19 protein-coding genes and 3 pseudogenes are annotated in these 22,769 nt (G+C 66.1%); 9 read left to right on the top strand and 13 right to left on the bottom strand.

From position 1 onward, the window contains the following. Nucleotides 1–60: 60 nt before the first annotated feature. The 4 genes from DU502_RS00135 to DU502_RS00150 all read left to right on the top strand — a co-directional run bounded on the left by DU502_RS00135 (nt 61) and on the right by DU502_RS00150 (nt 2,608). On the top strand, nt 61–615 hold the full coding sequence (locus DU502_RS00135; protein ID WP_121921283.1) for a TlpA disulfide reductase family protein: 555 nt from the start codon (nt 61–63) through the stop codon (nt 613–615). A 2-nt stretch (nt 616–617) separates the two neighbouring features. Beyond that, nucleotides 618–1,352: a cytochrome c biogenesis CcdA family protein gene (locus DU502_RS00140; RefSeq protein WP_124896981.1), complete on the top strand. Its 735-nt coding sequence runs from the start codon at nt 618–620 to the stop codon at nt 1,350–1,352. Then, nucleotides 1,349–2,119, top strand: a complete 771-nt coding sequence (locus tag DU502_RS00145; RefSeq protein WP_121921281.1) for a DUF7537 family lipoprotein — start codon at nt 1,349–1,351, stop codon at nt 2,117–2,119. The genes DU502_RS00140 and DU502_RS00145 overlap by 4 nt, the downstream gene beginning before the upstream one ends. Before the next feature lie 252 nt (nt 2,120–2,371). Continuing rightward, on the top strand, nt 2,372–2,608 hold the full coding sequence (locus DU502_RS00150) for a TrmB family transcriptional regulator (RefSeq protein ID WP_121921280.1): 237 nt from the start codon (nt 2,372–2,374) through the stop codon (nt 2,606–2,608). Between the two features lie 544 nt (nt 2,609–3,152). Here DU502_RS00150 and DU502_RS00155 read toward each other — a convergent pair. From DU502_RS00155 to alaS, 8 genes are all read right to left on the bottom strand, one after another. Then, nucleotides 3,153–3,572: an HIT family protein gene (locus tag DU502_RS00155; protein ID WP_121921279.1), complete on the bottom strand. Its 420-nt coding sequence runs from the start codon at nt 3,570–3,572 to the stop codon at nt 3,153–3,155. Nucleotides 3,573–3,639: 67 nt separating this feature from the next. Further along, nucleotides 3,640–4,290 carry a uracil-DNA glycosylase gene (locus DU502_RS00160; protein ID WP_121921278.1) on the bottom strand — a complete coding sequence of 217 codons (651 nt, stop codon included), beginning with the start codon at nt 4,288–4,290 and terminating at the stop codon, nt 3,640–3,642. A gap of 8 nt (nt 4,291–4,298) precedes the next feature. Next, nucleotides 4,299–5,147, bottom strand: coding sequence for a ribose-phosphate diphosphokinase (gene prs, locus DU502_RS00165; RefSeq protein WP_121921277.1), 849 nt, complete (start codon nt 5,145–5,147; stop codon nt 4,299–4,301). A gap of 37 nt (nt 5,148–5,184) precedes the next feature. After that, a complete protein-coding gene (locus tag DU502_RS00170) occupies nt 5,185–5,973 on the bottom strand; it encodes an HVO_0234 family beta-propeller protein (protein ID WP_121921276.1) in 789 nt (262 codons plus the stop codon). A gap of 55 nt (nt 5,974–6,028) precedes the next feature. After that, nucleotides 6,029–6,721, bottom strand: coding sequence for a type 1 glutamine amidotransferase (locus DU502_RS00175; RefSeq protein ID WP_121921275.1), 693 nt, complete (start codon nt 6,719–6,721; stop codon nt 6,029–6,031). 32 nt (nt 6,722–6,753) lie between these two features. Then, nucleotides 6,754–7,521 carry an alpha/beta fold hydrolase gene (locus tag DU502_RS00180; protein ID WP_121921274.1) on the bottom strand — a complete coding sequence of 256 codons (768 nt, stop codon included), beginning with the start codon at nt 7,519–7,521 and terminating at the stop codon, nt 6,754–6,756. 36 nt (nt 7,522–7,557) lie between these two features. Further along, nucleotides 7,558–7,809, bottom strand: a complete 252-nt coding sequence (locus DU502_RS00185) for a hypothetical protein (protein WP_121921273.1) — start codon at nt 7,807–7,809, stop codon at nt 7,558–7,560. Between the two features lie 140 nt (nt 7,810–7,949). Then, nucleotides 7,950–10,721 (bottom strand): alanine--tRNA ligase, encoded by a 2,772-nt coding sequence (alaS, locus tag DU502_RS00190; RefSeq protein WP_121921272.1) that lies wholly within the window; start codon nt 10,719–10,721, stop codon nt 7,950–7,952. A 183-nt stretch (nt 10,722–10,904) separates the two neighbouring features. Between alaS and DU502_RS00195 the strand changes: the two genes are divergently transcribed. Then, nucleotides 10,905–16,106 carry a tetratricopeptide repeat protein gene (locus tag DU502_RS00195; RefSeq protein WP_121921271.1) on the top strand — a complete coding sequence of 1,734 codons (5,202 nt, stop codon included), beginning with the start codon at nt 10,905–10,907 and terminating at the stop codon, nt 16,104–16,106. A gap of 12 nt (nt 16,107–16,118) precedes the next feature. Here the strand turns inward: DU502_RS00195 and rfc are convergent. From rfc to DU502_RS18585, 3 pseudogenes are all read right to left on the bottom strand, one after another. Then, nucleotides 16,119–16,733, bottom strand: a pseudogene (gene rfc / locus DU502_RS18945) (replication factor C small subunit); the annotation flags it as partial. A gap of 3 nt (nt 16,734–16,736) precedes the next feature. Next, nucleotides 16,737–18,035, bottom strand: a pseudogene (locus tag DU502_RS00200) (NUMOD3 domain-containing DNA-binding protein); the annotation flags it as partial. Nucleotides 18,036–18,038: 3 nt separating this feature from the next. After that, a pseudogene (locus tag DU502_RS18585) lies at nt 18,039–18,395 on the bottom strand (AAA family ATPase); the annotation flags it as partial. 86 nt (nt 18,396–18,481) lie between these two features. Here DU502_RS18585 and DU502_RS18005 point away from each other — a divergent pair. Beyond that, nucleotides 18,482–18,658, top strand: a complete 177-nt coding sequence (locus DU502_RS18005; RefSeq protein ID WP_166033591.1) for a hypothetical protein — start codon at nt 18,482–18,484, stop codon at nt 18,656–18,658. A 121-nt stretch (nt 18,659–18,779) separates the two neighbouring features. Next, nucleotides 18,780–19,454: a uracil phosphoribosyltransferase gene (gene upp / locus DU502_RS00205; protein ID WP_121921269.1), complete on the top strand. Its 675-nt coding sequence runs from the start codon at nt 18,780–18,782 to the stop codon at nt 19,452–19,454. Nucleotides 19,455–19,555: 101 nt separating this feature from the next. Here the strand turns inward: upp and DU502_RS00210 are convergent, their stop codons facing one another. Both DU502_RS00210 and DU502_RS00215 read right to left on the bottom strand, forming a co-directional pair. Beyond that, nucleotides 19,556–20,161, bottom strand: a complete 606-nt coding sequence (locus DU502_RS00210; protein WP_121921268.1) for an IMPACT family protein — start codon at nt 20,159–20,161, stop codon at nt 19,556–19,558. After that, nucleotides 20,161–20,661, bottom strand: a complete 501-nt coding sequence (locus tag DU502_RS00215) for an amino acid-binding protein (protein WP_121921267.1) — start codon at nt 20,659–20,661, stop codon at nt 20,161–20,163. The genes DU502_RS00210 and DU502_RS00215 overlap by 1 nt, the downstream gene beginning before the upstream one ends. A 135-nt stretch (nt 20,662–20,796) precedes the next feature. Here DU502_RS00215 and DU502_RS00220 point away from each other — a divergent pair, with 135 nt between their 5' ends. Both DU502_RS00220 and DU502_RS00225 read left to right on the top strand, forming a co-directional pair. Then, nucleotides 20,797–21,105, top strand: coding sequence for a hypothetical protein (locus DU502_RS00220; protein ID WP_121921266.1), 309 nt, complete (start codon nt 20,797–20,799; stop codon nt 21,103–21,105). A 3-nt stretch (nt 21,106–21,108) separates the two neighbouring features. Continuing rightward, nucleotides 21,109–22,719, top strand: coding sequence for a methyl-accepting chemotaxis protein (locus DU502_RS00225; protein WP_121921265.1), 1,611 nt, complete (start codon nt 21,109–21,111; stop codon nt 22,717–22,719). Nucleotides 22,720–22,769: the final 50 nt, after the last annotated feature.

The raw sequence follows: 22,769 nt of genomic DNA on the forward strand, positions 1-22,769 counted from the left end.
GCGGCGCGGGTCGGAAGTCACCGGCACTTATGTGAGAGCGGAAAGAACCCTCGGAGTTGCATGCCCTCCAGACAGCGTCGGCTCTTCCTGAGAGCCATCGGTACAGCGATGAGCGTCAGTATCGGCGGCTGTGCGGGCCAGTTAGGTGGTGGTGCGACGGACGAGACCGCGCCGACGACGGCGACGGACGATCCGCTCACCCTCCCCTCGGCGGTCACGACCGGTGACCTGCCGGACGGCCAAGTCCGCCTCAAGGCACCGGAGACGGTCACTTTGCTGAACTTCTTTACGACGTGGTGTCGGCCGTGTCAGCGCGAGATGTCCGAGTTTCGGAAGCTCCGAGCCGAGTACGACGCCGACGCGCTCCACATGGTGTCGATCACGCCGGAGGTGGACGAGACGCTCGTCGAGGAGTTCTGGGCGGAGTACGAGGGAACGTGGCCGGTCGTGATGGATCCCGCCCTGACGGCCACCGAGCGGTGGAACGCCAACCGCTACCCGACGAACCTGCTGTTCGACGCCGACGGCGACCCGGGGGGCGACGGCCCCCGGGTCCGGGCGCGGACCTTCGAGGAGTTCGACGCCCTGATCGAACCCCTCGTGGCGGAGGCGTGACGATGACCGGTCTCACTCCACCCGCCCTGCTCGCCCTCGCGTTCTCCGCGGGCACCGCGACCTTTTTCGCCCCGTGTGCGTTCCCGCTGCTCCCGGGCTATCTCTCCTACTTTCTGGGAGATACCGTCTCGATGGCGACGGAGGAGACGGGGACGCCAGCCCGCCCACACACCGACCGCGTACGCGGTCCGCTGGCGCGTGCGGGACTCGTCGCCGTTGTGGCGAGTCTCGGCATCACGCTCGTCTACGTCGGCCTCGCGGGGACGACGGCCGCACTCGGCGCGCGAGCGCTGGCCGACATCGCGATACTGGAAGTCGTCGTCGGTGGCCTGTTCGTCGTCGCGGGGACGGCGATGGCGGCCGGCTGGAAAGTCTCCCGCTCTATCGTCCGGTTGCCGAAGCGCCGACGGTCGGTCGTCGGGTTCTTCCTCTTCGGCGTGTTGTACGCGGGCGCCGCCGCGGGCTGTACGGCGCCGCTGTTTCTCGCCGTCGTGGCACGGGGGCTGACCGCAGGCCCGCTGTTCGGCGTCGGCATCGCCGCCGCCTATGCGGCCGGGATGAGTGCGGTGCTGGTCGTCGTGACCGGCGTGTCGGCGGTCGGTAGTTCGTCCGTCGTCTCCGCCCTCGCCGGCTACACGGAACGAATCTACCGGGTCGCAGGCGCACTACTCGCACTCTCGGGGGTCGCGGAGCTCTACTACTACGCCTACGGCTTCCCGGAGGTGTGGCCCCAATGACGCCGCGCCGTCGGGTGGCCGCCGTCGTCGTCGGCCTGTTGCTCGTCGGCGCGGGCTGTGTGGCACCGACGAGTCAGTCGGCACCGCCGCCGGGTCTCGACGACGACGCCGTGACGGACGCGAACGCACTCGTTCGAGCGCACACGACAGCGCTCGAATCCCAGTCGTTCACCATCCACGCGACGACGACCTCCCGACCGACCGATGCGGACTACCGTGTCGTCACGAACCGGACGTGGCGTGTCGATCCGACGGGGACGATCAGGGGGTCGGTCGTGAGTACCTCGAACGCCGTCGGCGACGCGCCAGCGCGATACGCACGCCGGCCGGACGAGCGGGCGTCGTGGCGCGAGGGGACGACCACCTATCGACGCGTCGACGCCGACGGGAACGCCACGTATCGCCGCGTCGACCTATTCAATTCGTCGGTGAAACTGAGTGCAGCCATCCAGCGACAGACGCTGTATCGGCTGAACACGCGCACCGCAGCGACGGTTACCCCGGTACTGCGGGACGGCGCCCGCCGGTATCGCATCGACGCCGAGTTGAACGACACCGCGGTGACGACGAACGCGTCCATGACGCTCCTCGTGGACACGAACGGGATCGTGCGGACGATGCGGACGACACGGACCGTCCGGTACCGGTCCGGAACCCGCGTCGTCACGCGGACGGTGCGGATCGAAGACGTCGGCAACACCACCGTCGAGCGGCCGGACTGGTATCCAGCGGCAGTCGAGGCGACTAGAATGGAGACGGACGGCTAACCGCCGACGGCGCGCCGCTCCTCCACCGAAAGAATATCATTATTATGGTACATTCGATCAGAAGTGAATGAACGATCATTGGGATAATTCGATTTTGCGAATAACGAAAAGAGGCCTTTGAGCGGCCTATAGGCGTATATAGTACGACTTTTGTACACGTACCACACCCCATCAGATGATTGTTCCCCATCGATCACAACATATCACATCACAGAAACATTTATGCGTCTGGCAGTTGACAAACAGAACAAGATGAGCGCCACCCAGTTCGACACGCCCGACACCGGCATCGACGTTCCGGACGACCTCACGTCCGCCGAATCGAAACTCGTCTACCTGTTTCTCACCGCGACGGACGGCGCGTCGATAGACGAACTCCACGACGCCCTCGACATCCGCAAAATCTCGCTCTTTCCGGTGCTCCGAACGCTGACCGAACGGGACGTGATCGCTCGCGAGGGAGCGATCTACGTGCCGAGCGCGTCGTAGGACGAGTAAGTACGTCGGACGTGGGGACTGGCCGCGCGAGGATCAGCCTCGTCACTCCGACGAGGCGCTGTGGTACGTGGCATTAAACAGGGTGTATTGCTCCCACCGGGAGCAGGGCGGGAGCGTTGGCCATGGACGAATAGCCGGTCAACCGTCGGTCGTAGACGGAGCAACCGGGTGATCGCTCCGATCGATAGCGACGGTCGACGGTACAGGGTAGCATTTCCCAGTGTAACACCCTGGAGACTGACCGTCTCGTGTGGCTGTGACGACAGCGGGATCGGGGACCGATACGTCGGTCGCGCGGTGGTGTGTTCGTAGCTCGATCACCTCATCCACTGAATTGAACGCACTTCCAGTATATATTCTTTAAGGTGCGTTACCTAGTACACTTTTATCGGATTAATCAACATATGGAGATAATTCCGTTCCTATTCCCCAAATATGGAATTTTTAATCTATTCGATGAGAGCGGGCGTACCGCGCGGTGTCGGACGACGATAGCAGTCGCTGCGCGGGGGAGCCGACACGGTGACGGAACGGGTCAGTCGGCGCGGATGGCCTCGGCCACGTCACCGAGTTCGTCGTCGTCGACCTCGGGCGGATTCTCGATCAGCGCGTGGATGGGGCGTCCGCCGTCGGCCTCGTCGCGGGGGACGATGTGGGCGTGGACGTGGGGGACCTCCTGCCCGGCGGCGGCCCCGTTGTTGACCGCGATAGTCGTCGCCTCGGCGTCGACGGCGTCCTCGACGCGGTCGGTCAGGTCGTGGACCGCGGCGAACACGTCCGCGGCCAGGTCGGCGGGCAGGTCGTTGACGCGTTCGTGGTGAGCCTTCGGGATGACGAGGGTGTGCCCGCGCGCCAGCGGGTTGGCGTCGAGGAAGGCCATCACGGTGTCGTCTTCGTACACGGTGTAACTGGGGATGTCGCCGTCGACGATGGAACAGAAGATGCAGTCGCTCATACCTGTACGATCGCTGTCCCGTCTGAAAAGCGTCCCGGAGACGGCGATATCGACACATACGCCGGCATCAGTCGGTGGCGTCGACACCACACGACCGCAACGCCGCCGCCAGCGCCGCGCGATACGAGTCGCGGTCGTACCCCAGACGCGACCGCCACACGTCCGCGTAGGAAGGATGGAGCAGGGGGATCACCGTCGCGCCCAGCGTCGGCGCGTCGACGGGGTCGAGGACGTGATCGAGGAAGCCGTCGAGTTCCCGTCCCTCGGCGACGAGAAGCGTCGTCGTCGCGTGCTTGCCAGTCGGGAGGACGACCGTCGGGCCGACGGCGTCGAGTTCCGCTCGGAGGTGGTCGCGGCAGTTCGACCGTTCCTCCGGTGTCGGCTCCCGGTTCGATCCCTCCCCATCCGGCGGAAAGCATTTCACCGCGTTCGTGTAGAACGCGTCGTCGATGCCGACGGCTGCGAGCAGGGAGCGAATCCGTCGCCCGGAGTGACGCGAGGTGTACGCCAGCCCCGAGCGGTTGCCGCCGGGCCACTCGGGGTCGTCCGGATCACCCGCCGCCGGCGCCTCCCCGACCACCATCACGTCGGCGTCCCGCGGTCCGTTCCCCCACGCGATGCGGTCGCGAGCGTCGGCGAGGGCGGGACAGCGGCGACAGTCGGGGGCGAGGACGAGGGCGTCGTCGAGGGCGGGCGGTTCGGGCGTCGGGTCTGACATCGCCCCGGTTAGAGTACGTCGGCGACGACGGGCGCGACGGAGGTGGCGGTCACGTCGCGTTCGACCGTATCCGTCGCGTAGATGGCCGACACACCGGCGCGTTCGAGTTTCGTCCGCGCGTTTCGGGCGAAGAGGGGGTGGATGCAGGTGACGATCACGCTCGCGGCGCCTCGGTCGTTGAGGACGCCGATGGACTCGCTCATCGTCGATCCGGTGGCGACGATGTCGTCGACGACCACCACGTCCCGGTCTGCGACGGCGGCGTCGCTCGGCGTGATCTCCACCTCGGTCCCCGAGTGACGCACCTTCTCGAAGTAATCCACGTCGCCGCGACCGTAGGCGTCGCGGGCCGACTCCGCGAGGGCGATAGCGCCCGCGTCGGGCGAGAGGAAGAGCGGATCGATCAGCTCCGGGGGGAGCGGGTCGGCCAACTGCGCCGCGGCGTCGACGACCGTACAGGGGACGGTGAAGAAGTCGGTCACCGACGCCTCGTGCGGGTTGACGAGGATGACCCGGTCGGTGCCGGTCGAGATGGCGCGGGCCATCGCTCGCGCGGAGACGGGTTGGCCCGCCTCGAAGGCGCGTTCCTGCCGGCCGTAGCCCATGTAGGGGAGGACGGTCACTACCTCGTCGGCGCCGGCCTCGCGGACGGCGTCCTGTAACTGGAGGAGTTCGACGTGGGCCGCGTCGGTGGTCGTCGCGGCGACGACGATTGCCCGGTCGGTGTCGTCCATCGTCACCGACGCCATCAGTTCGCCATCGGGGAACCGCTCGTAGTCGACGGCGGCGAGCGAGTGTCCCGTCTCGGCAGCCAGCGCCGCGCCGAGCGCCTGCGAGGCGGAACCGGGTACGATCATATGCGGTGGTCGACGGCCGCCCCGAAAACCGTTTCCGTTATCGCTGAATCGCCACCGCCGCGACGCCCGAGACGCCCAGTTCGCGGCTCCGCCAGCCGTCGCCCGCGTCGGCCAAGAGCGTCCCCCCAGCCGCCACCACAACCGTCGCCGCGTCGGTGTAAGCCACGTCGACGGGGTCGGCGGTCGGCACGTCGACGGCCGTCCACTCGCCGACCGCCTCGCGGGCGAACAGCCCCGCCTCACTCGCGGCGTGGGCGCGATCGTCGTCGTCATCCGCACTGACGACCCAGAACGCGCCGCGCACGTCGTCCATCCAGCCGTTGCCGAGGCGGTAGAGGCCGTCGTCGGTCGCCGCGAGCGGCATCCCCCGGCCGTACACGTCGTGGACACCCTCGAGGCCGACGTTCCGCAAGCCGTCGTCGACGACCTGGTGGACGCCGCTCTCGGCGGCGATCATCCCGCCGTCGATGGCGCGCGGGGTGTCGACCTCCCCCAGCGTCGTCCACGTCTCGTCGAGGCGGGCCACCCGGCCGTTCGGGCTGGCCGCGAGGAGTGCGTCGTCGTGGAAGCCGACGGCGACGGCGGGGCCGAAGTCGGTCGGATCGTAGTCGCCCACGAGGACGTCCGCGTCGGTGGCGACGGCGCGGCGGTCGCTGGCGGTGGCCACGTCGCGGACGGCACCCCGGTGGTCGAGGCCGAACTCGCCGACGCGGTCGTCGGAGAGCGACGCGACGACCACGCCCTGTTCGGCGGCGATCAGCACCTCGTCGGCCCCCGTCCGGTCGGCGTAGACGCGTTTCTCGTCGATCGTCAGATCGTGGTCCATACCGGCATTCCGGGAGCAGCCCCCATAAGGGTCGTTGTACGTCGTTACCGACGATTTAGTCGTCGGCCGCGACCGCCCGTCGCTCGCGCACGTAGTCGGTGAAGTTGTCGAACAGGCGCTTGGTCCGGCAGGCGGCGGCGTAGTTGTCGTCGTCGATGTCGTCGACGACGGCCCGAATGCGCTCCGCTGGCAGATCCTTTCCCTTCGTCACGCGTTCGGCGCTCCCCCGATCGTACTCGGGGTGGAACTGCACGCCCCAGCAGTCGTCGCGGCGGAACGCCTGCACGCCGCGGTCGTTCTCGGCGAGGAGCGTCGCGCCGGGCGGCAGGTCGACCACGCGGTCCGAGTGGGTCTCGAAGGCGACGAAGGGGGTGTCGATGCCGTCGAGGAGCGGGTCGTCGACCAGCCGCTCGATTTCGCGGTAGCCGAGTTCGATGTCGTCCATCGCCTCGACCCGGCCGCCGAGCGCCTCGGCCAGCACCTGGTGGCCGTAACAGACGCCGAAAACGGGCAGGCCGCGCTCGGCTGCCCGCGCCACCCAGTCGACCAAGTCGTCGATCCACGCCTCGTCCCAGTAGACGGAGGAACGCGACCCGGTCACGACGACCCCGTCGTAGTCGAAGTCGGGAGGGAGGTCGCCGCTGGTCACGTCGAACTCCGCGAGGTCGGCGTCGAGTTCGCGCCGGAAGTTTCGGCGCGTGTGGTCCGTGCCGTGCGAGGCGTCCAGCAGGGCGAGCCGCAAGGTCATTACTTGCAGCAGGCCGGCGAGCAGTTAGTCTCTTACGCCGATTCGAAGAAGCCGAACAGCCGGTCGTTCACCTCGCGGGAGCGCTCGATGCCGATCAGGTGGCCGCCATCCAGTTCGACGAACTCGCCGCGCGGGAGGTTCTCGGCGAGGCGTCGTCCGTATTCGAGCGGCCAGACGGCGTCGTCGCGACCGTGGAGCACGAGTGCCGGGCAGTCGACTTCGTACAGGCGGTCGGTGATGTCGAACGCCTCGACGGCGGCGGCCTGGGCGTCCCACGCCTCGCGGGTGGCGTCCTCCGCGGCGCGCCAGTCGACGATCCGTGCGACCTCGTCGGGGTGCGCGTCGAGGAAGTCCCGTGAGAGGGCGGCCGCGAGCGACGACTCCAGTTCGTCGGGATCGGCCGGCGACCCGAACAGCGGATCGAGCGTCAGGTCGGCGCCTCCGGGCGCGGTGCCGAGGAGGCCGAGCGACGCAGGCCGGGTCGAGATCCGGGCGAGTTCGAGCGCGACCATCCCACCCAGTCCCGCGCCGACGACGTGAACCGTCCGCTCGCCGTGGTCGTCGAGGACAGCCTGCACGTCGGCGACGAAGTCGTCGACGGCGTAGGGACCCGGCGGCGCGTCGGATCGTCCCGCGCCCCGGAGGTCGGTCACGAGCGTCTCGAACGGTCCCGTCAACCCGGCGTGTTGCCAGCCCCACTGCCAGGCGCCGTAGCCCACGTCGCCGAGGAAAACCACCGTCTCCCCCTCGCCATCGGTCTCGTAGTAGCACGACACGGACCCGTTCGATGCAGTCGGCATAGTCGACCGTACGACCGCGAGACAGTAGGGCGTTTCTCAATACACGCGTGCGACGAGAAGGACTAGCCCGATCACGGTGGCCGCGAACCCGATGAAAAACAGGCCACCGGTGTAAGCCAGCGACGGCAGATCGATGGGACTCACCCCCATCAGAAGATCCAGCAACGTCACCTCCCGGAACAGCGATTGACCGGGAATGGAGACGCTCGTGAGCGCCGCGATGCCGATGACGAGGAGACCGGCCACCGTCAGCAGCGACGCACGCGAGACACGGGAGGGCGACTTCACACCGAGTCTGTTTCCGGAATGGCATATGAAGCTTCGTCCGAGAACTTCAGCAGTGAGATTTTCGCGATTGATCGATTACATCGGGCTGCGCGAGGCTACGGCCGTCGTAGCGGGACACGAAATCAGACAAGCGAACCGAATCAGGCGTTCTTGATCGCTCGGAGTACGTCGGGCGCGTCGTCGAGAGCGTCGCCGAGGGCGTCCACGTCGGGGCCGCCGCCCTGCGCGAAGTCCGGCGGGCCGCCGCCGCCGCCACCCACCTGCGCGGCGAGGCGACCGACGACCTCCCCGGCGTTGATGTCGACGTCGTCGGGGACACCGACGACGAACTGCGCGCTCCCACCCTGGGCGCTCCCGAGGACCGCCACGGATCCCTCGTCGACGATGGCGTTGGCGGTGGCGCGGAGTTCGTCGGCGTCGGCGTCCATCCGCCGGACCACAGCGGTGACACCCTCCGCGATCTCGACCTCGTCGGCGTCCGCCGCGGCCGCCCGCACCTCGGCGAGTTCCTCCTTGAGGCGGTCGATCTGCTTGCCCCGTTCTTTCCACTCCTCGAAGAAGCGCTCGGCCGTCTCGGGCACCTCCGTCGGGGACACGTCGAGGATATCCGCCGCGTCGTAGAGGGCGTCCTCGGTGCGCTGGGTCGCCTCGATGGCCGCCTCGCCCGCCGCGAAGACGATGCGCTCGACGCCGTCCTGAATCGGCTCGGTCTTGAGTATCTTGATCGCGCCGATGTCGCCCGTGCGGGAGACGTGGGTGCCGGCACACGCCTGCACGTCCTCCTCGACGTGGATGAGGCGGATCTGCTGGCCCGGCGGGACGCCACCCTGATACAGGTCGAAGCCGTGTTTCGCCTCCGCCTCGTGTCGATCCGGCCACTCCTGCGTGACCGGGCGGTTGTCCCGCACCACCTCGTTGGCGACGCGTTCGATCTCTTTGACTTCCGACCGACTGATGCGCCGGAAGTGGCGCACGTCGAGACGGGACTGGTCCGTCCCCTTCTGGGCTCCGGCCTGCCGGACGTGCTCGCCCAGTACCTGCCGGGCGGCGTAGCCGATGACGTGTGTCGCCGTGTGGTGACGCATCAACGCGTAGCGGCGCTCGGCGTCGACCCGCCCGCGGACGAACTCACCCTTGCCGGGGTTGCCGTCGGTGCGGTGGAGGACCACCCCGTCACGGCGCTGCACGTCGGTCACTTCGACCGTCGTCTCGTCCGTCGAGAGGGTTCCCGTGTCGGCCGGCTGGCCCCCTCCTTCGGGGTAGAACATCGTCTGGTCGAGCACCACGTCGTAGCCGTCCTCGCGTTCGAACACGTCGAGGACGACCGCCTCGAACTCCGTGCGCTCCTGGTCGTCGTAGAACAGGCGGTCGGTCTCGGGCAGGTCGTCGAGACGGTCGTCGCGTTCGTGGGCGGCCTCGCTCGCCCCCTCGCCCTCGTGGCGGGCGGCGACCAGCCCGTAGAAGTCGTCGGGCACGTCGACGGCGGCGCCGTAGTCTTGGGCAATCTCCGCGACCATGTCCGGCTGGATGCCGTGGGAGTCGTAGAGTTCGATCAGCGTCTGACGGGGGATCGGCTCGTCGCGTTCGGCGTACTCCTCCGCGATGCTCTCGACTTTGCGCCGGCCGCGTTCGAGCGTCCGGCGGTACTTCCCCTCCTCCGTCCGCACCATGTCGCGGATGGTGTCGCGGTTGGTGTAGCCCAGCCGCTCGGCCTGCATGTCGACGAGTTCGTCGAGCGGCGCGTCGATTCCGAGCCCGTCGACGAGGCGTTTGGTCCGCCGGAGCACCATCCGCGCCAGATAGCCCGTGCCGACGTTCGAGGGGACGATGCCGTCGCCAAGCATGTACGCCAGCGTCCGGCAGTGGTCCGCGATGGCGTAGATGTCTTCGAGGGGTTCGAGCAGGTCGGTGAGACGGTCGGCGTCGACGCCGAGTTCCTCGGCCACCTCCGCCCGCGCGGACGCGAGGTCCTCGATTTCGTCGATGTCGAGATAGCCCGAAAGACGGGCGGCCTCGCGGATGAGGTCCTCCTCCGCCGCGGAGTGCTCGATGCCCGCGTGCTCCATGAGGAAGTCGATCATCTCGGGGTAGACGGCTTCGTAGACCGTCGGCGTCCCCTGCGTCATCCACGTCCACCGCTCCAGCCCGTAGCCCGTGTCGACGATGTACGTGTCCATCGGGCTGTAGCGGTTGCCGTCTTTCATCTCGTACTCGCCGTCGGGGTCCTGCTCCATGGACATGAAGACGAGCGTGGCGAGTTCGAGGCCACGGTAGATCACCTCGAACGCCGGGCCGGCGTTGCCGCCGCCGACCCACGGGTCCTCGATATACGTGATCTCCGCAGGATCGGCACCCATGTGCTCGAAGAACTCGTCGCAGTACTGGACCGTCTCGTCTTTCCAGTACACCTCGCCCTCGTAGGCGTAGTCGTCTTCGGCGTCCTCGCGGGTGTTGAACGCGTGGTGGGCCATCATCTCGAAGGCCATCGTGTGCCGGCCCGTCTTGCCCACGTTGTCGATGTCCTGCATCCGGATGCAGGGCTGGCTGATCGTCAGGGGGTTGGCTGGCGGCGGCGTCTCGCCGGACGTGACCAGCGGCTGGAAGTCGTAGATAGAGGCCTGCGTCAGGAGCACGTCGTCGCGCCAGCGGTTCGCCGCGACGGGGTACGGGTCGATGCGCTCGTGACCGTTCTCCTCGAAGAAAGAGAGGAAGGCCTCGCGCATCTCCTCCAGCGTGTACGCCTCGTCGAAGCCCGGATTGCCGATGAACGTGTAGTCGTCACAGGGTGGCTCGCCGCAGGTGTCGCGCTCGATCCGCGACCAGAAGTGGGCGCCACAGGAGGCACACTCCTGTCGAGTGAACCCCTCCTCCTCGAAGTAGTCGAGGCGATAGGCGTCTTCGAGTTCGCTCATTACCACCTCTTTGGCCCGTCTCCGGGTAAAACAGTTCCGGGAAGGCGGAGTTACCGATAGCCGAACGGGACGCGTGTCACGATTCTAACGTCGGATCGAGTGGCCGAGGCGCCTCGAAGGCGGGCGAAACGAACCGAATCCGGCGAACGATTTATTAGTAGTACTGACAGATTCCGAGACGTCATGCTCAGCGGCGTCGCCGCCAGTCTGATTGCGACCGGACTGGTTGCTGGAACGGCCGCTGGGCGGCAGTTCGTCGTTCGTGATCTCCGAGATCGGCGGTATTCGACCGACCTCGACCCGCTCCTCACACAGTTCCACACCGAACTGGAGGACCAAATTCGGGAAGAGGCCCGAAGACGGCAGAACTGGACGCTTCTCGACGTCGTCGACGAGTGGGATGCCGTGGCGACCGAACTGGAGGGTCTGGAGATGGTGTACGGGGACGTAGACGACGCCGTCGACGCCGTCGTCGAGACGGTGGCGACGGAGACGAACTCCGATCTGGACGACACCACCCGCTCGCAACTCCGTGAAGTCGTCGCCGAGACGTATCAGGACGCCGTCGAAGCCTTTCAGCAGACGGTCGCGAACGACGAGACGCTCAGGCGACAGCTCGAAACGGAACTCGACATACAGACTACGGCGCGGTTGCGGGAGCTACGGGAGCGCCTCGACGACTACGTCGAACAGCTGGGCCCGCCCAGCAGGCTCGTCCACTACGACGCGGACGACACCGAGGAAGTCGTGGACCAGCTCCTGCCCCCGAATCCGGTGCCCTACGTGCCACGCCCGGACCTGAGAGACGTCCCCGACGCGAACAAGCTCCTCCTGGTCGGGCCGGCGGGCGCGGGGAAGACACGCGCCCTGGCCGCGCTCGTCCAACGGCGGCGGCGCGGTGTCGAACACATCGTCCACCCCGAGGATCTCACGCAGCCACAGGATCAGTACGCCTTCGAACGCCGACAGTACGACGGAGACGTCCTGCTCGTGTGGGACGACATCCATCGCATCAACGAGAACCGGGAAATCGCGGTGTTCGAGGACGTGGTCACGAAACTCGAGACGACGCTGGATCGGCAAGGACACGCGCTGCATCTCCTCACGGCGGCGCGGTCGGGCGAGCTGGACCGCCTCGGGGACACGGTCGCGGCCGTGCGGACGATTCAGCGGCGTGAAGAGGGACTCTGGGGCGACATCGAACCCGTCGAACTGGAGCCGCTCAGTCACGAGAAGCTGAAAGAGATCGGCCGGCGCATGGCCGAGAAATACGGCGCGAGGATCGAGCAGGATATCCTCGAAGACCTCGTCGAGGCGGCGGAACACGAATCCGCGCCGGTGTATCTGGACGCCGTCCTCCGCGAGGGCGGAACCGTGACGGGCGACGACGTGCAGGCGCTGCCCGAGACGGCGGCGGAAATCTGGGCGGAACGGTACGACGAGGTGCTGGCCGGTGCCGACGACCCGGCGCTGGACGTACTCAAAGCGTGCAAACTCGTCTTCGATCTGGGCTACTCCCGCTACTACTGCCGGCTCGTCTGGGGGTTCTACCAGCAGGTCATCGGCGGCGGGTCGAGAGGGATGGGCGACTTCTTGGAGGCGGTTCAGTCACTCGTCGATCGGCAGTGGATCGACACGGCCGGCGACGACGTGTACGGACCGGAAGTCGAGTACAGCCTCCACGACACGCAACTCGAAGCCGTCGCCATCTTCGAAGAGACGGATCACGGAGTCCGCACGTACGCCGACGCCGTGTCGGAGTTCCTGCTCGACGGGCTCGACGAGCAGTACATCCCCTCGACCGATCACCAGTGGGTGTTACAGCTCAACGCACGGTTCGCCTTCAGGGTCAAGGAGAGTGACGTGTCTCGGCCGCAGTTGGCGAAGCGACACCTAGACCACTGCAAGGAGATAGATCCGGAGCATCCGGGGGTTCATCTGTTGTACGCGAGCATTCTGGAAGACCAGTTGGACTCCGAAGAAGCGGAGGATCACTACCGAGAGGCGCTAGCGCTCAGTTCACCCTCCGACGACATCCTCGAATCCGACAACGAAACGGCACACCGCGAGTACGCCATGTTGTTGAACAACGATCTCGACCGTCCCGGGGACGCCGCCGACCACTTCCGCCGCGCCCTCGAACTCACCTCCCCCACCGACGACATCCTCGACTCCGACAACGAAGCCGCACACCGTAACTACGCCGTCCTTCTCCGCGACGACCTCGACCGACCCGAAGACGCCGCCGACCACTTCCGCCGCGCCCTCGAACTCACTTCCTCGTCAAGGGACCCACTCGACTCCGACGACGAACCCGTTCACCGTAACTACGCCGTCGTCCTTCGCGACGACCTCGACCGACCCGAAGACGCCGCCGACCACTTCCGCCGCGCCCTCGAACTCACCTCCCCCACCGACGACATCCTCGACTCCGAGGACAGAGACACACACGGGTCGTACGCTATTCTCCTGCGCCACCACCTCGACCGCCCCGAGGACGCCGCCGACCACTTCCGCCGCATCCTCCAACTCACCTCTCCTACCGACGACATCCTCGACTCCGACGACGAAACCACCCACCACAACTACGCCCTCCTCCTCCGAGACGACCTCGACCGACCCGAAGACGCCGCCGTCCACTTCCGCCGGGCGCTAGCGATCAACGCTCCCGGCGACGAAATCCTCAAATCTGACAACGAGGGCGTACACCGACACTACGCGCTCAACCTGTACAACGGCCTGGGTCGTCCCGAGGACGCCGCCGCCCACTTCCGACGCGTCCTCAAACTCACTTCTCCCACCGGCGACATCCTCGACTCCGACGACCGAGACACCCACCGTAACTACGCCGTCATCCTCCGCGACGACCTCGACCGCCCTGAAGACGCCGCCGCCCACTTCCGACGTGTCCTCGAACTCAATTCCCCCTCCGACGATCCTCTCGACGCCGACGACAGGGACCGCCACGGGGCGTACGCCCTTCTCCTTCGGGACGATCTCGACCGACCCGAAGACGCCGCCGACCACTTCCGCCGCGCACTGGAGATCACTGCGGACGGTGACGATATCCTCGACTCCGACGACGAAACTACCCACCACAACTACGCCGTCCTTCTCCGCGACGACCTCGACCGCCCCGAGGACGCCGCCACCCACTTCCGCCGCGCCCTCGAACTCGACTCACCCTCGGACGATCCCCTCGACGCTGAGAACGAGAGCGTACACAGGGCGTACGCCATCCTCCTGCGCGATTCGCTCGACCGCGCCGACGACGCCGCAGCTCACCTCCGGCGCGCTCTCGAACTCGATTCCCCCTCCAACGATCCCCTCGGCGCCGACGACAGGAATCTGCACGGCGCGTACGCCCTCCTTCTCAGGCAGGACCTCGACCGATACGCGGACGCCGCCACACACTTCCGGCGCATCCTCCAACTCACCTCCCCCACCGACGACATCCTCGACTCCGACGATCTGACGACCCACCGCAACTACGCACGGCTCTTGCACCACGAACTCGACCGCACCGAGGACGCAGCCCCGCATTTCCGCCGTGCCCTCGAACTCGACGCCGACACCGAGGATCCGCTCGAATCGGACAACGAGATCATCCACCGCAACTACGCGGCTGTCGCCTACGACCTCGACCGCTCCGACGACGCCGCCGACCACTTCCGACGCGCCCTCGAACTCACCTCTCCCACCGACGATATCCTCGACTCCGACGACGCGACGAGCCACCGGCAGTACGCGTCTCTCCTCCGCGACGACCTCGACCGCCCCGAGGACGCCGCCACCCACTTCCGCCGCGCCCTCGAACTCACCTCCCCCTCCAACGATCCCCTCGGCGCCGACGACAGGGATCTGCACGGTGCGTATGCCCTCCTCCTGCGACACCACCTCGACCGCCCCGCGGACGCTGCTGCCCACTTCCGCCGCGCACTGGAGATCACCGCGGACGGTGACGATATCCTCGACTCTGATGACGAAACCACCCACCGCAACTACGCACAACTCCTGTACCGCGACCTCGACCGGCCCGAGGACGCCGCCGACCACTTCCGCCGAGCGCTCGAACTCGAATCCGCCACAGGAGACCCCCTCGACGCCGACGACAGGAATCTGCACGGCGCGTACGCCCTTCTCCTCGACCACGCACTCGACCGACCCGAAGACGCCGCCGACCACTTCCGACGCGCCCTCGAACTCACCTCTCCCACCGACGACATCCTCGACTCCGACGACGAAACCACCCACCGCAACTACGCCGTCCTTCTCCGCGACGACCTCGACTGTCCCGAGGACGCCGCCGACCACTTCCGCCGAGCGCTCGAACTCGACGCGTCGTCGACGAACATCCTCGACGCAGAGAACCGAATCACGCACCAGAACTACGCACGGCTGCTCCGGCACGACCTCGACCGCCCAGAGGACGCCGCCGATCACTTCCGCCGGGCACTAGAGATCACCTCCCCCTCCGACGATCCCCTCGACGCCGAGAACGAGAGCCTGCACCACAACTACGGTTCGCTCCTCGCCGAAGAGTTCGGCCGGCCCGAGGACGCCGCCGACCACTTCCGCCGAGCACTAGAGATCACCTCTCCCTCCGACAACCTCCTCGACTCCGACAGCGAGTCCATCCACGGCAAGTACGCCCTCCTCCTCCGTGACGAACTCGACCGGCCCGAGGACGCCGCCGATCATTTCCGCCGCATCCTCGAGATGACCGCCCCCAGTGACGACATCCTCGACTCCGAGGACGAGACCACCCACCGCAACTACGCCACGCTCCTCCGTCATGGCCTCGACCGGGGCGAGGACGCCACGCCTCACTTCCGGCGCATCCTCGAACTCGACTCCCCGACCGGGGACCCACTCGACTCCGAGGACGAGGCCGTCCACCGCAACTACGCCACGCTCCTCCGAAACGAGCTGAATCGCCCCGAAGACGCCGCCACACACTTCCGACGCACCCTCGAACTCACCTCACCCACCGACGATATTCTCGATTCAGACGACAGGATCGCCCACGGCGAATACGCGCTCCTCCTCCGGCACAGTCTCGACCGCCCCGAAGACGCCGCCGCACACTTCCGACACATCCTCGAACTCACGTCCGACAGCGACGACATCCTCGACTCCGAGGACGAGACGACGCACCACAACTACGCCCTCCTCCTCCAAGACGACCTCGACCGCCCCGAGGACGCCGCCGCGCATCTCCGACGCACCCTCGAACTCACCTCACCCACCGACGATCCACTCGACTCCGAGGAGGCCATCGTCCACAACAACTACGCGAGCCTCTGCAGGCGAACGGGCCAGCGAGAAGAAGCGGCGAACCACTACCACCGCGTGTACGAACTGATGACGGACGCGAAAGAGTGAGCGCCGACGTGACTACTCCTCTTCCAGCGCCAGCGCCGCCAGCATCGCCTCCAACTGCACCCGCTCGTTCGCCCCCTCCGTGATGCGGTAGTCGGCCTCGCCTAACCGCTCCATCAGCTGGACGGTCCGGCGCTCGTCGAGGTCGAACTCCCACGCCGACCGATGCAGTTGGTCGATCACGTCGCCGCCGGCCATCCCCGAGTCGACGAGGAGCGTTTCGAGCGTAGACCGCGCCCGCGGGAAGTCGCCCTCGATGGCCGCCTCGACCATCGACTCGATCTCCTCGGGTCGGGCAGTACTCGTCACCAGATACACCGCTTCGTCGTCGACGACATCGCCCGTCGTCGCCGCCGCCTGAAGGGTGTTGATCACCCGTCGCATGTCGCCGCCGGCGGCGTAGACGAGGGCGTCGAGACCATCCTCGGTCATCTCGATCCCCTCGGCCTCGGCAATCTCGCGTGCCTGTGCCGCGATGGCCTCGTCCGGCAGCGGCGAGAAGCGGAAGACTGCACACCGCGACTGGATCGGGTCGATGATCCGACTGGAGTAGTTACACGAGAGGATAAAGCGCGTGTTGTCCGCGAACTGCTCCATCGTCCGGCGGAGCGCTGACTGGGCGTCAGAGGTATTGTGGGTCAAAACCCCATTAGCGAGCATGAAGTTCGGCGTTCCCTCCATGCTGATGTTGTAGGCCTTTCCACGGTGACTGTACCCGATACGGCTGATCTTCGCGGTTTTGACGGTTTGGAGGCCCCCGTCGGAAAGGACAGCCGGCTCGAACTCCGCCCGGTCGTAGTGTTCGTGATGGGGGAGACCCCCATCGCCGACGACGATGAACGTGTATTCGTCACCGTAGCTGTCGAGGAACTCCTCTACCTTCTCCGTCTGTCCCCACAGTTCGGCGACGCCTTTGACCTCGATTACCGTATCGCCGACCAGGAAGTCGGGATGGTACACCGACTCGGACAGTTCGAACGACGGTTCGTACTCGTATTCGATGCCCGCGTCCTGTAGGGACTTCCCGACTTCGTACTCCCAGTCGGATCGGACGAGATGACCGAGCTCGTCGCTGTGTCTGACATTGCCGCCAGTCGGTTCGTGTCCCTGCAGTGCGTCCGAAACCTTCTGTGCGACCTCAGGATCACGCATCGGGTTGTCGTCGCCGGTGATATCACAGACCGGATAATCACAGTTCTCGACGCTTTTCTCGATGAGCGCCGCTTTCTCGTCGTCGTCAAGACTCGCCCACCACTCGGCGGAAGAATTCCCGATGTCTGCTTTTACCCGCTCGGGATCGGCGTCGACGACCCACTCTTCCCAAGAGGTCCCCGACCGCATCTCGCTTATCGTTTCGCGGACCCGCTCGACCGTCTCCTCGTCCATCTCCCAGACGTGGACGCCGTGGAACTCCCCTCCGTAATTCGGGTTGTTTTCGCCTGCGAATCGTCCATCCGAGAGCTTCTCGACGATCTTTCGTCGCCGCTCGTCCGACCATGTCGTCCCATACATCGGGTTCTTTTCGCCACGCATCTCGCGGCTGTGTCCCTCGTTCTTGCAGTCGACGGAACAGAACCGCCCGGCGGTCCAAGCGTCACAGACTTCGCACCGTGACACGCCAACGTCGTCTTTGAAATCCGCGATTTCGTCCCCCGGTGACAGCTCCCGTAGCTCCTTTTCGACGAGTTTCCCGTCATCGTCGACCACGAAGAACGGGTGAGTCAAACTCGCTAACATCGTCCGCCCGTCCTCCAGTTCGATCTCGAAGAAGTCCGCGACGCCGGAATCGACAAGTTTCCCCTTGTCAGATTGTATTTCGTTCGTCTCGAAGTCGACGGAGGGGATCGGCTCACCGTCGTGGCTTACCTCCTCTATCGGCTTCACTTCGGGTTTGGACGGATACCCTGTCACCACTTCAGTTCCCGGCGGCACGCACAGCGAGTCGGCCTCGTCGAGAAAGATGACCCGATAGTCGAAGCCGCCAAAGGACGACCGCGCGAAGTTCTTGATCCGGTCGCGTACCACGTCGATCCCCCGCTGGTCGGAGGCGTTGAGTTCGAGGAAGTTGCCCCGCCAATCGTCGCCGTACACTTCGCGGGCGATGGCCGTGGCGCAGGTTGTTTTTCCCACGCCGGCAGGCCCCGAAAATAAAAGGTGCGGCAGGTCCTCCTGGTCGATGTAGCTCCGCAGGCGGTCGACGATGTCGTCCTGTCCTTTCACGTCGTCGAGGGTCTCCGGGCGATACTTCTCGATCCAGATCTCGCGTCCCGTCGCCCCCTCGGCCTCGCTCATACCGTATAGAAGGGGCCGGTCCGCACATAAACTCCCCGAGACGGGATACCCAACGGTTTAATTTCGACGCCGGAACATCACCGCGTATGGCGTCTCAGGGCGACCCGCGCGTGCTCTTCGTGATGAATCTCGTCCTCTCCTCTCTCTTCGCGTACGGCGTCATCTGGGGACTCGAACTCGTCGGTCTCGTGAGCGTCACCGTCTGGAACGTCGCCTCGCTCACGCTCCTGTTGATGGCGGTGACGTACGTGGTGACGCGGTGATATAGGAGCGTTTGGAACGGTTTGCACAGCCGATCGCCAGACGGCGTACGATCGACTGTGCGATGACTTACGAACGCTACTATAGCGCGTTTTATTAGCCTCGGCTCGCCGAATAGGGGGTATGACCATCGAGGACCGCGACGACGCGTATCTCGTCACGCACGCACTCGCCAAGGACACGCTCTCGAAGATCCGCGACGTGGAGACCGAACAGGTGGCGTTCCGGAAGGGGCTCGTGAAACTCGGGCGCATCTGCGGCTACGAGATCATCGACGGCGCGATGGACACGGAGTACGTCTCGATCGAGACGCCGATGGCCGAGACGACCGGTGAGCGCGTGAAAGGCCTCGACGACGTGGTGATCATCAACGTCCTCCGCGCGGCGACGCCGTTCGTCGAGGGGCTTCTGAAGGCCTTCCCCCGCGCCAAACAGGGCGTCATCAGCGCCGGCCGCGACGAGGAGGCCGGGATGAACGAGGACGGCGAGTTCCCGATCACCATCGACTACGTGAAACTCCCCGAAATCCGCGAGCAGGACACCGTCATCGTCGCCGATCCGATGCTCGCCACTGGGTCGACGATGTGTGCCGTCCTCGACTACGTCCTCGACGGGGCCGACCCCGAGAACCTGTTCGTCCTGTCGGCGGTCAGCGCTCCCGACGGCCTCCTCCGGGTGGGCGAGGCCGCCCCCGAGGCGGACCTCCTCACCGTCGCCATCGACGACCACCTCGACGAGGACGGCTTCATCGTCCCCGGCCTCGGCGACGCCGGCGACCGTGCCTTCCGGACGAAGTAACCCCTCTCTTTCACGTCGAAAACCGCCAGACAGCGGTCGAACGACGCGATATAAATCTCCACAGAACCGGACCCATCGAGTGCTCAGTACGTCGCCGTAGCTCACCCCAGTTCGACCCGGCCGCCGGTCGCACTGCGGAGGCGGTCACGCAAGTCGGCGGCGTCGTCGACGGGGACGCGCACCTCGAACGTGACCCGTGCTTCGTAGGCGGCGTCGAATTCGACGCCCGCGCTCTCCAGAATGCCGCGGACGGTGCCGGAGTCGTCGTAGTCGACGGCGATGTCGATCCGTTCGTGCGGGCGTTCCTCGACCACGCCCGCGGCGTCGACGGCGTCGCTCACGCCGCGAGCGTACGCCCGCGCCAAGCCGCCGACACCGAGGTTGACGCCGCCGTAGTAGCGGGTCACCACCGCGACGACGTTCCGCAGGTCGCGCTGGACGAGGACGTTCAGCGCGGGCTTGCCCGCCGATCCCGTGGGTTCGCCGTCGTCGCTCGCCCACTCGCGGAGCATGTCGCCTTCCGGAACCCGGTACGCGGGAACGTTGTGGGTCGCGTCGGCGTACGCCTCGCGTACCTCGCCCACGAACGCCTCCGCCTCGTCGACCGAATCGGCGGGCGCGACGTGGCCGATGAACTCCGAGCCTTTCACCTCGAACTCCGCTTGCGCGCGCTCCGCGACGGTCAGGTACGCCTCGGCGTCGGCCATCAGAATTCGACCCGACGGACGTAGGGCAGTTCGCGAATCTCGACCAGCAAGTCGCCGGGGAGGGCCGTGTCGGTGATGACGTAGAGTTTGGGGTCGTCGACGAACTCGGGGTCCTCGCTGATGACCTGCCGGATGGAGATGTCGCGCTCGGCGATGGCAGCCGTCACGTCGGCGACGATGCCCGATTCGGTCTCGTCGTCGACCCAGATGGTGAGGACGGTCAGATCGAGGACCGGCGCCAGATCCATCAGGCTGGGGATGGCCGTGATGTTCTGGAAGATGCGGCGGAGTTCGGGGTCGTCGAGGATGGCGTCGGTCGTGGAGTCGACCACCCGGCGGTCGACGTCGATTTCGCGGGCGATCCCCGTGTTGGGGATCTCGATCCCGCCGGAGACGACCCGCCCCTTGTCGTTGACGGAGAACCCCCGTTCGAGCAGGAGTCGGATCACCGCCTGCTGACTGGGACTCCCCTCGAACTTCTCCATGATCTCGTCGAACATTCGTCGTCGATGCTTGAGCGGGACGGTTCATATATATTGTCGACCCGGCCGAAACCGGCAAAATACCACGGTTGAGAATGGGGACGATAGATTATAGCGCTCATACGTGGCAGGTCACGAGGAGAGGTACCCAGAATGGCAACCGTATTCGGCGTGTTCGGGGCGCAGTCGCTGGTCGTCCTGATCGTCGCCGTCGTTGGGCTGATTCCCGTCGTACTGTACTACCAGAAAACGCCGCGGTGGTTCGTCGCGGCCTACGGCTTCCTGTTCGTCGCGGCGTTCGCGACCAACTTCGAAGACCTGTTCCTGCCGACAGCGTTGAATCTGGTCGAACACTTCATCGGCAACCTCGGCGCTGGCATCGCGTTCGCCGTGGCGGCGTACGCGTACCGGAAGAAGCACATCGAGGGAGACGATGACGTCGCCGCCGCACCGGAGGCCTGACCGATGGTACTCGAGACGATCATCCCCTTTGTCGACGCGGTGGCGACGCTCGGCTTCCTCGTCGCCGCCGGGATCGGGATCCGAAATTATCAGGATACGGATCTGGAGCGGACGTTCTGGGCGAGTTTCGTGCTGGTCGCCGTGACGGGCACCCTCTGGATGGGACTCGTCACCGTCGAGTGGTTCGGCATCAGCGGGCAACTCATGGACACGCTCAACACGTCGCTGCAGGCGATCGTGCTCGGCGTGTTCTCGATCGGCTCCATCGGGACGATGGCCGTCGTCGCGGACCTCAAGGAGTCGCAAGCGGAGATGAATCGGCGACGGGCGGAAGCGGAGCAGGCCCGGACGGAAGCGGAACAGTCGCAACGTGACGCCGAGACGGCGCGCGAGGAGGCCGAAACCTCGCGCGCAGATGCGGAAGCGGCACGCGAGGAAGCCGAAGTCCTCAACATGCACCTCGAGGAGAAGGCGACGGCGTTCAGCACGACGATGAACCGGGCCGCAGACGGCGACTTCACGCAGCGGATGGATCCCGAGAGCCGGAACGGCTCGATGACCGACATCGCGGAGGCGTTCAACGCGATGATGAGTCAACTCGAAACGACGGTGGCGCAGATCCGATCGTTTGCCAACGACGTTGCGGCGTCGAGCGACGAGGTGACGACCGGAGCCGAGGAGAGCCAGAACGCGAGCGAGCAGGTGAGCGAGTCCATTCAGAAAATCTCCGCGGACGGCGAGGCGCAGTCGGACAACCTGCAACAGGTTGCCACCGAGATGCAGAGCCTCTCCGGGACGGTCGAGGAAGTGGCGTCGTCGGCCGACGGCATCGCCGAAACGTCGCGGGTGACGGCGGAACTCGGTCGGGACTCCCAGGAGGCCGCGGCCGCTGCCATGGACGAGATGGCGACGATCGAGACCAAATCCGAGGAGACGATCGACGAGATGGAGACGCTCGCGTCCGAAGTCGACGAAATCGGCGAGATCGTCGACGTGATCACCGACATCGCCGACCAGACCAACATGCTGGCGTTGAACGCCTCGATCGAGGCGGCACGGGCCGGCGAGGCTGGCGAAGGGTTCGGCGTCGTCGCCGACGAGATCAAGCAACTGGCCGGTGAGGTCGCCGCGGCGACCGAAGACGTGGAGGGGCTCATCGGCGAGGTCCAGTCCTCGACGGATACCACCGTTTCGGACATCCGGGAGATGGGGTCCCGTGTCACCTCGGGCACGGAGACCATCGAGGACGCCCTCGACTCGCTCGACGAAATCGCGGACAACGTCGAGGAGTCCGACCGGAGCATTCAGGAGATCAGTACGGCCACCGACGATCAGGCCGCCTCGACGGAGGAGATCGCCAGCATGGTCGACGAGGTGGCGGACGCGGCCGAACAGGTCAGCACCGAATCCGAAAACGTCTCCGCGGCCGCCGAGGAACAGACCTCCTCGCTCACGCAGGTCGCCCAGAACACGCGAACCCTCGCGGAGCAGGCCACGGAACTCCGAAGCAAACTGTCGCAGTTCGAGATCGACGCCGGTGTCGGACCGGGCGTCGACGCGCAGGGACAGGCCCGAACCGCGGCCGACGGCGGGACCGAGACACGGCGCCGGTGAGACCGCGGCCACGTCCCAATCCTTACGAGACCCACCGACGTTCGTGCGCG

The organism is Haloplanus aerogenes, assembly GCF_003856835.1.
GTDB lineage: Archaea > Halobacteriota > Halobacteria > Halobacteriales > Haloferacaceae > Haloplanus > Haloplanus aerogenes.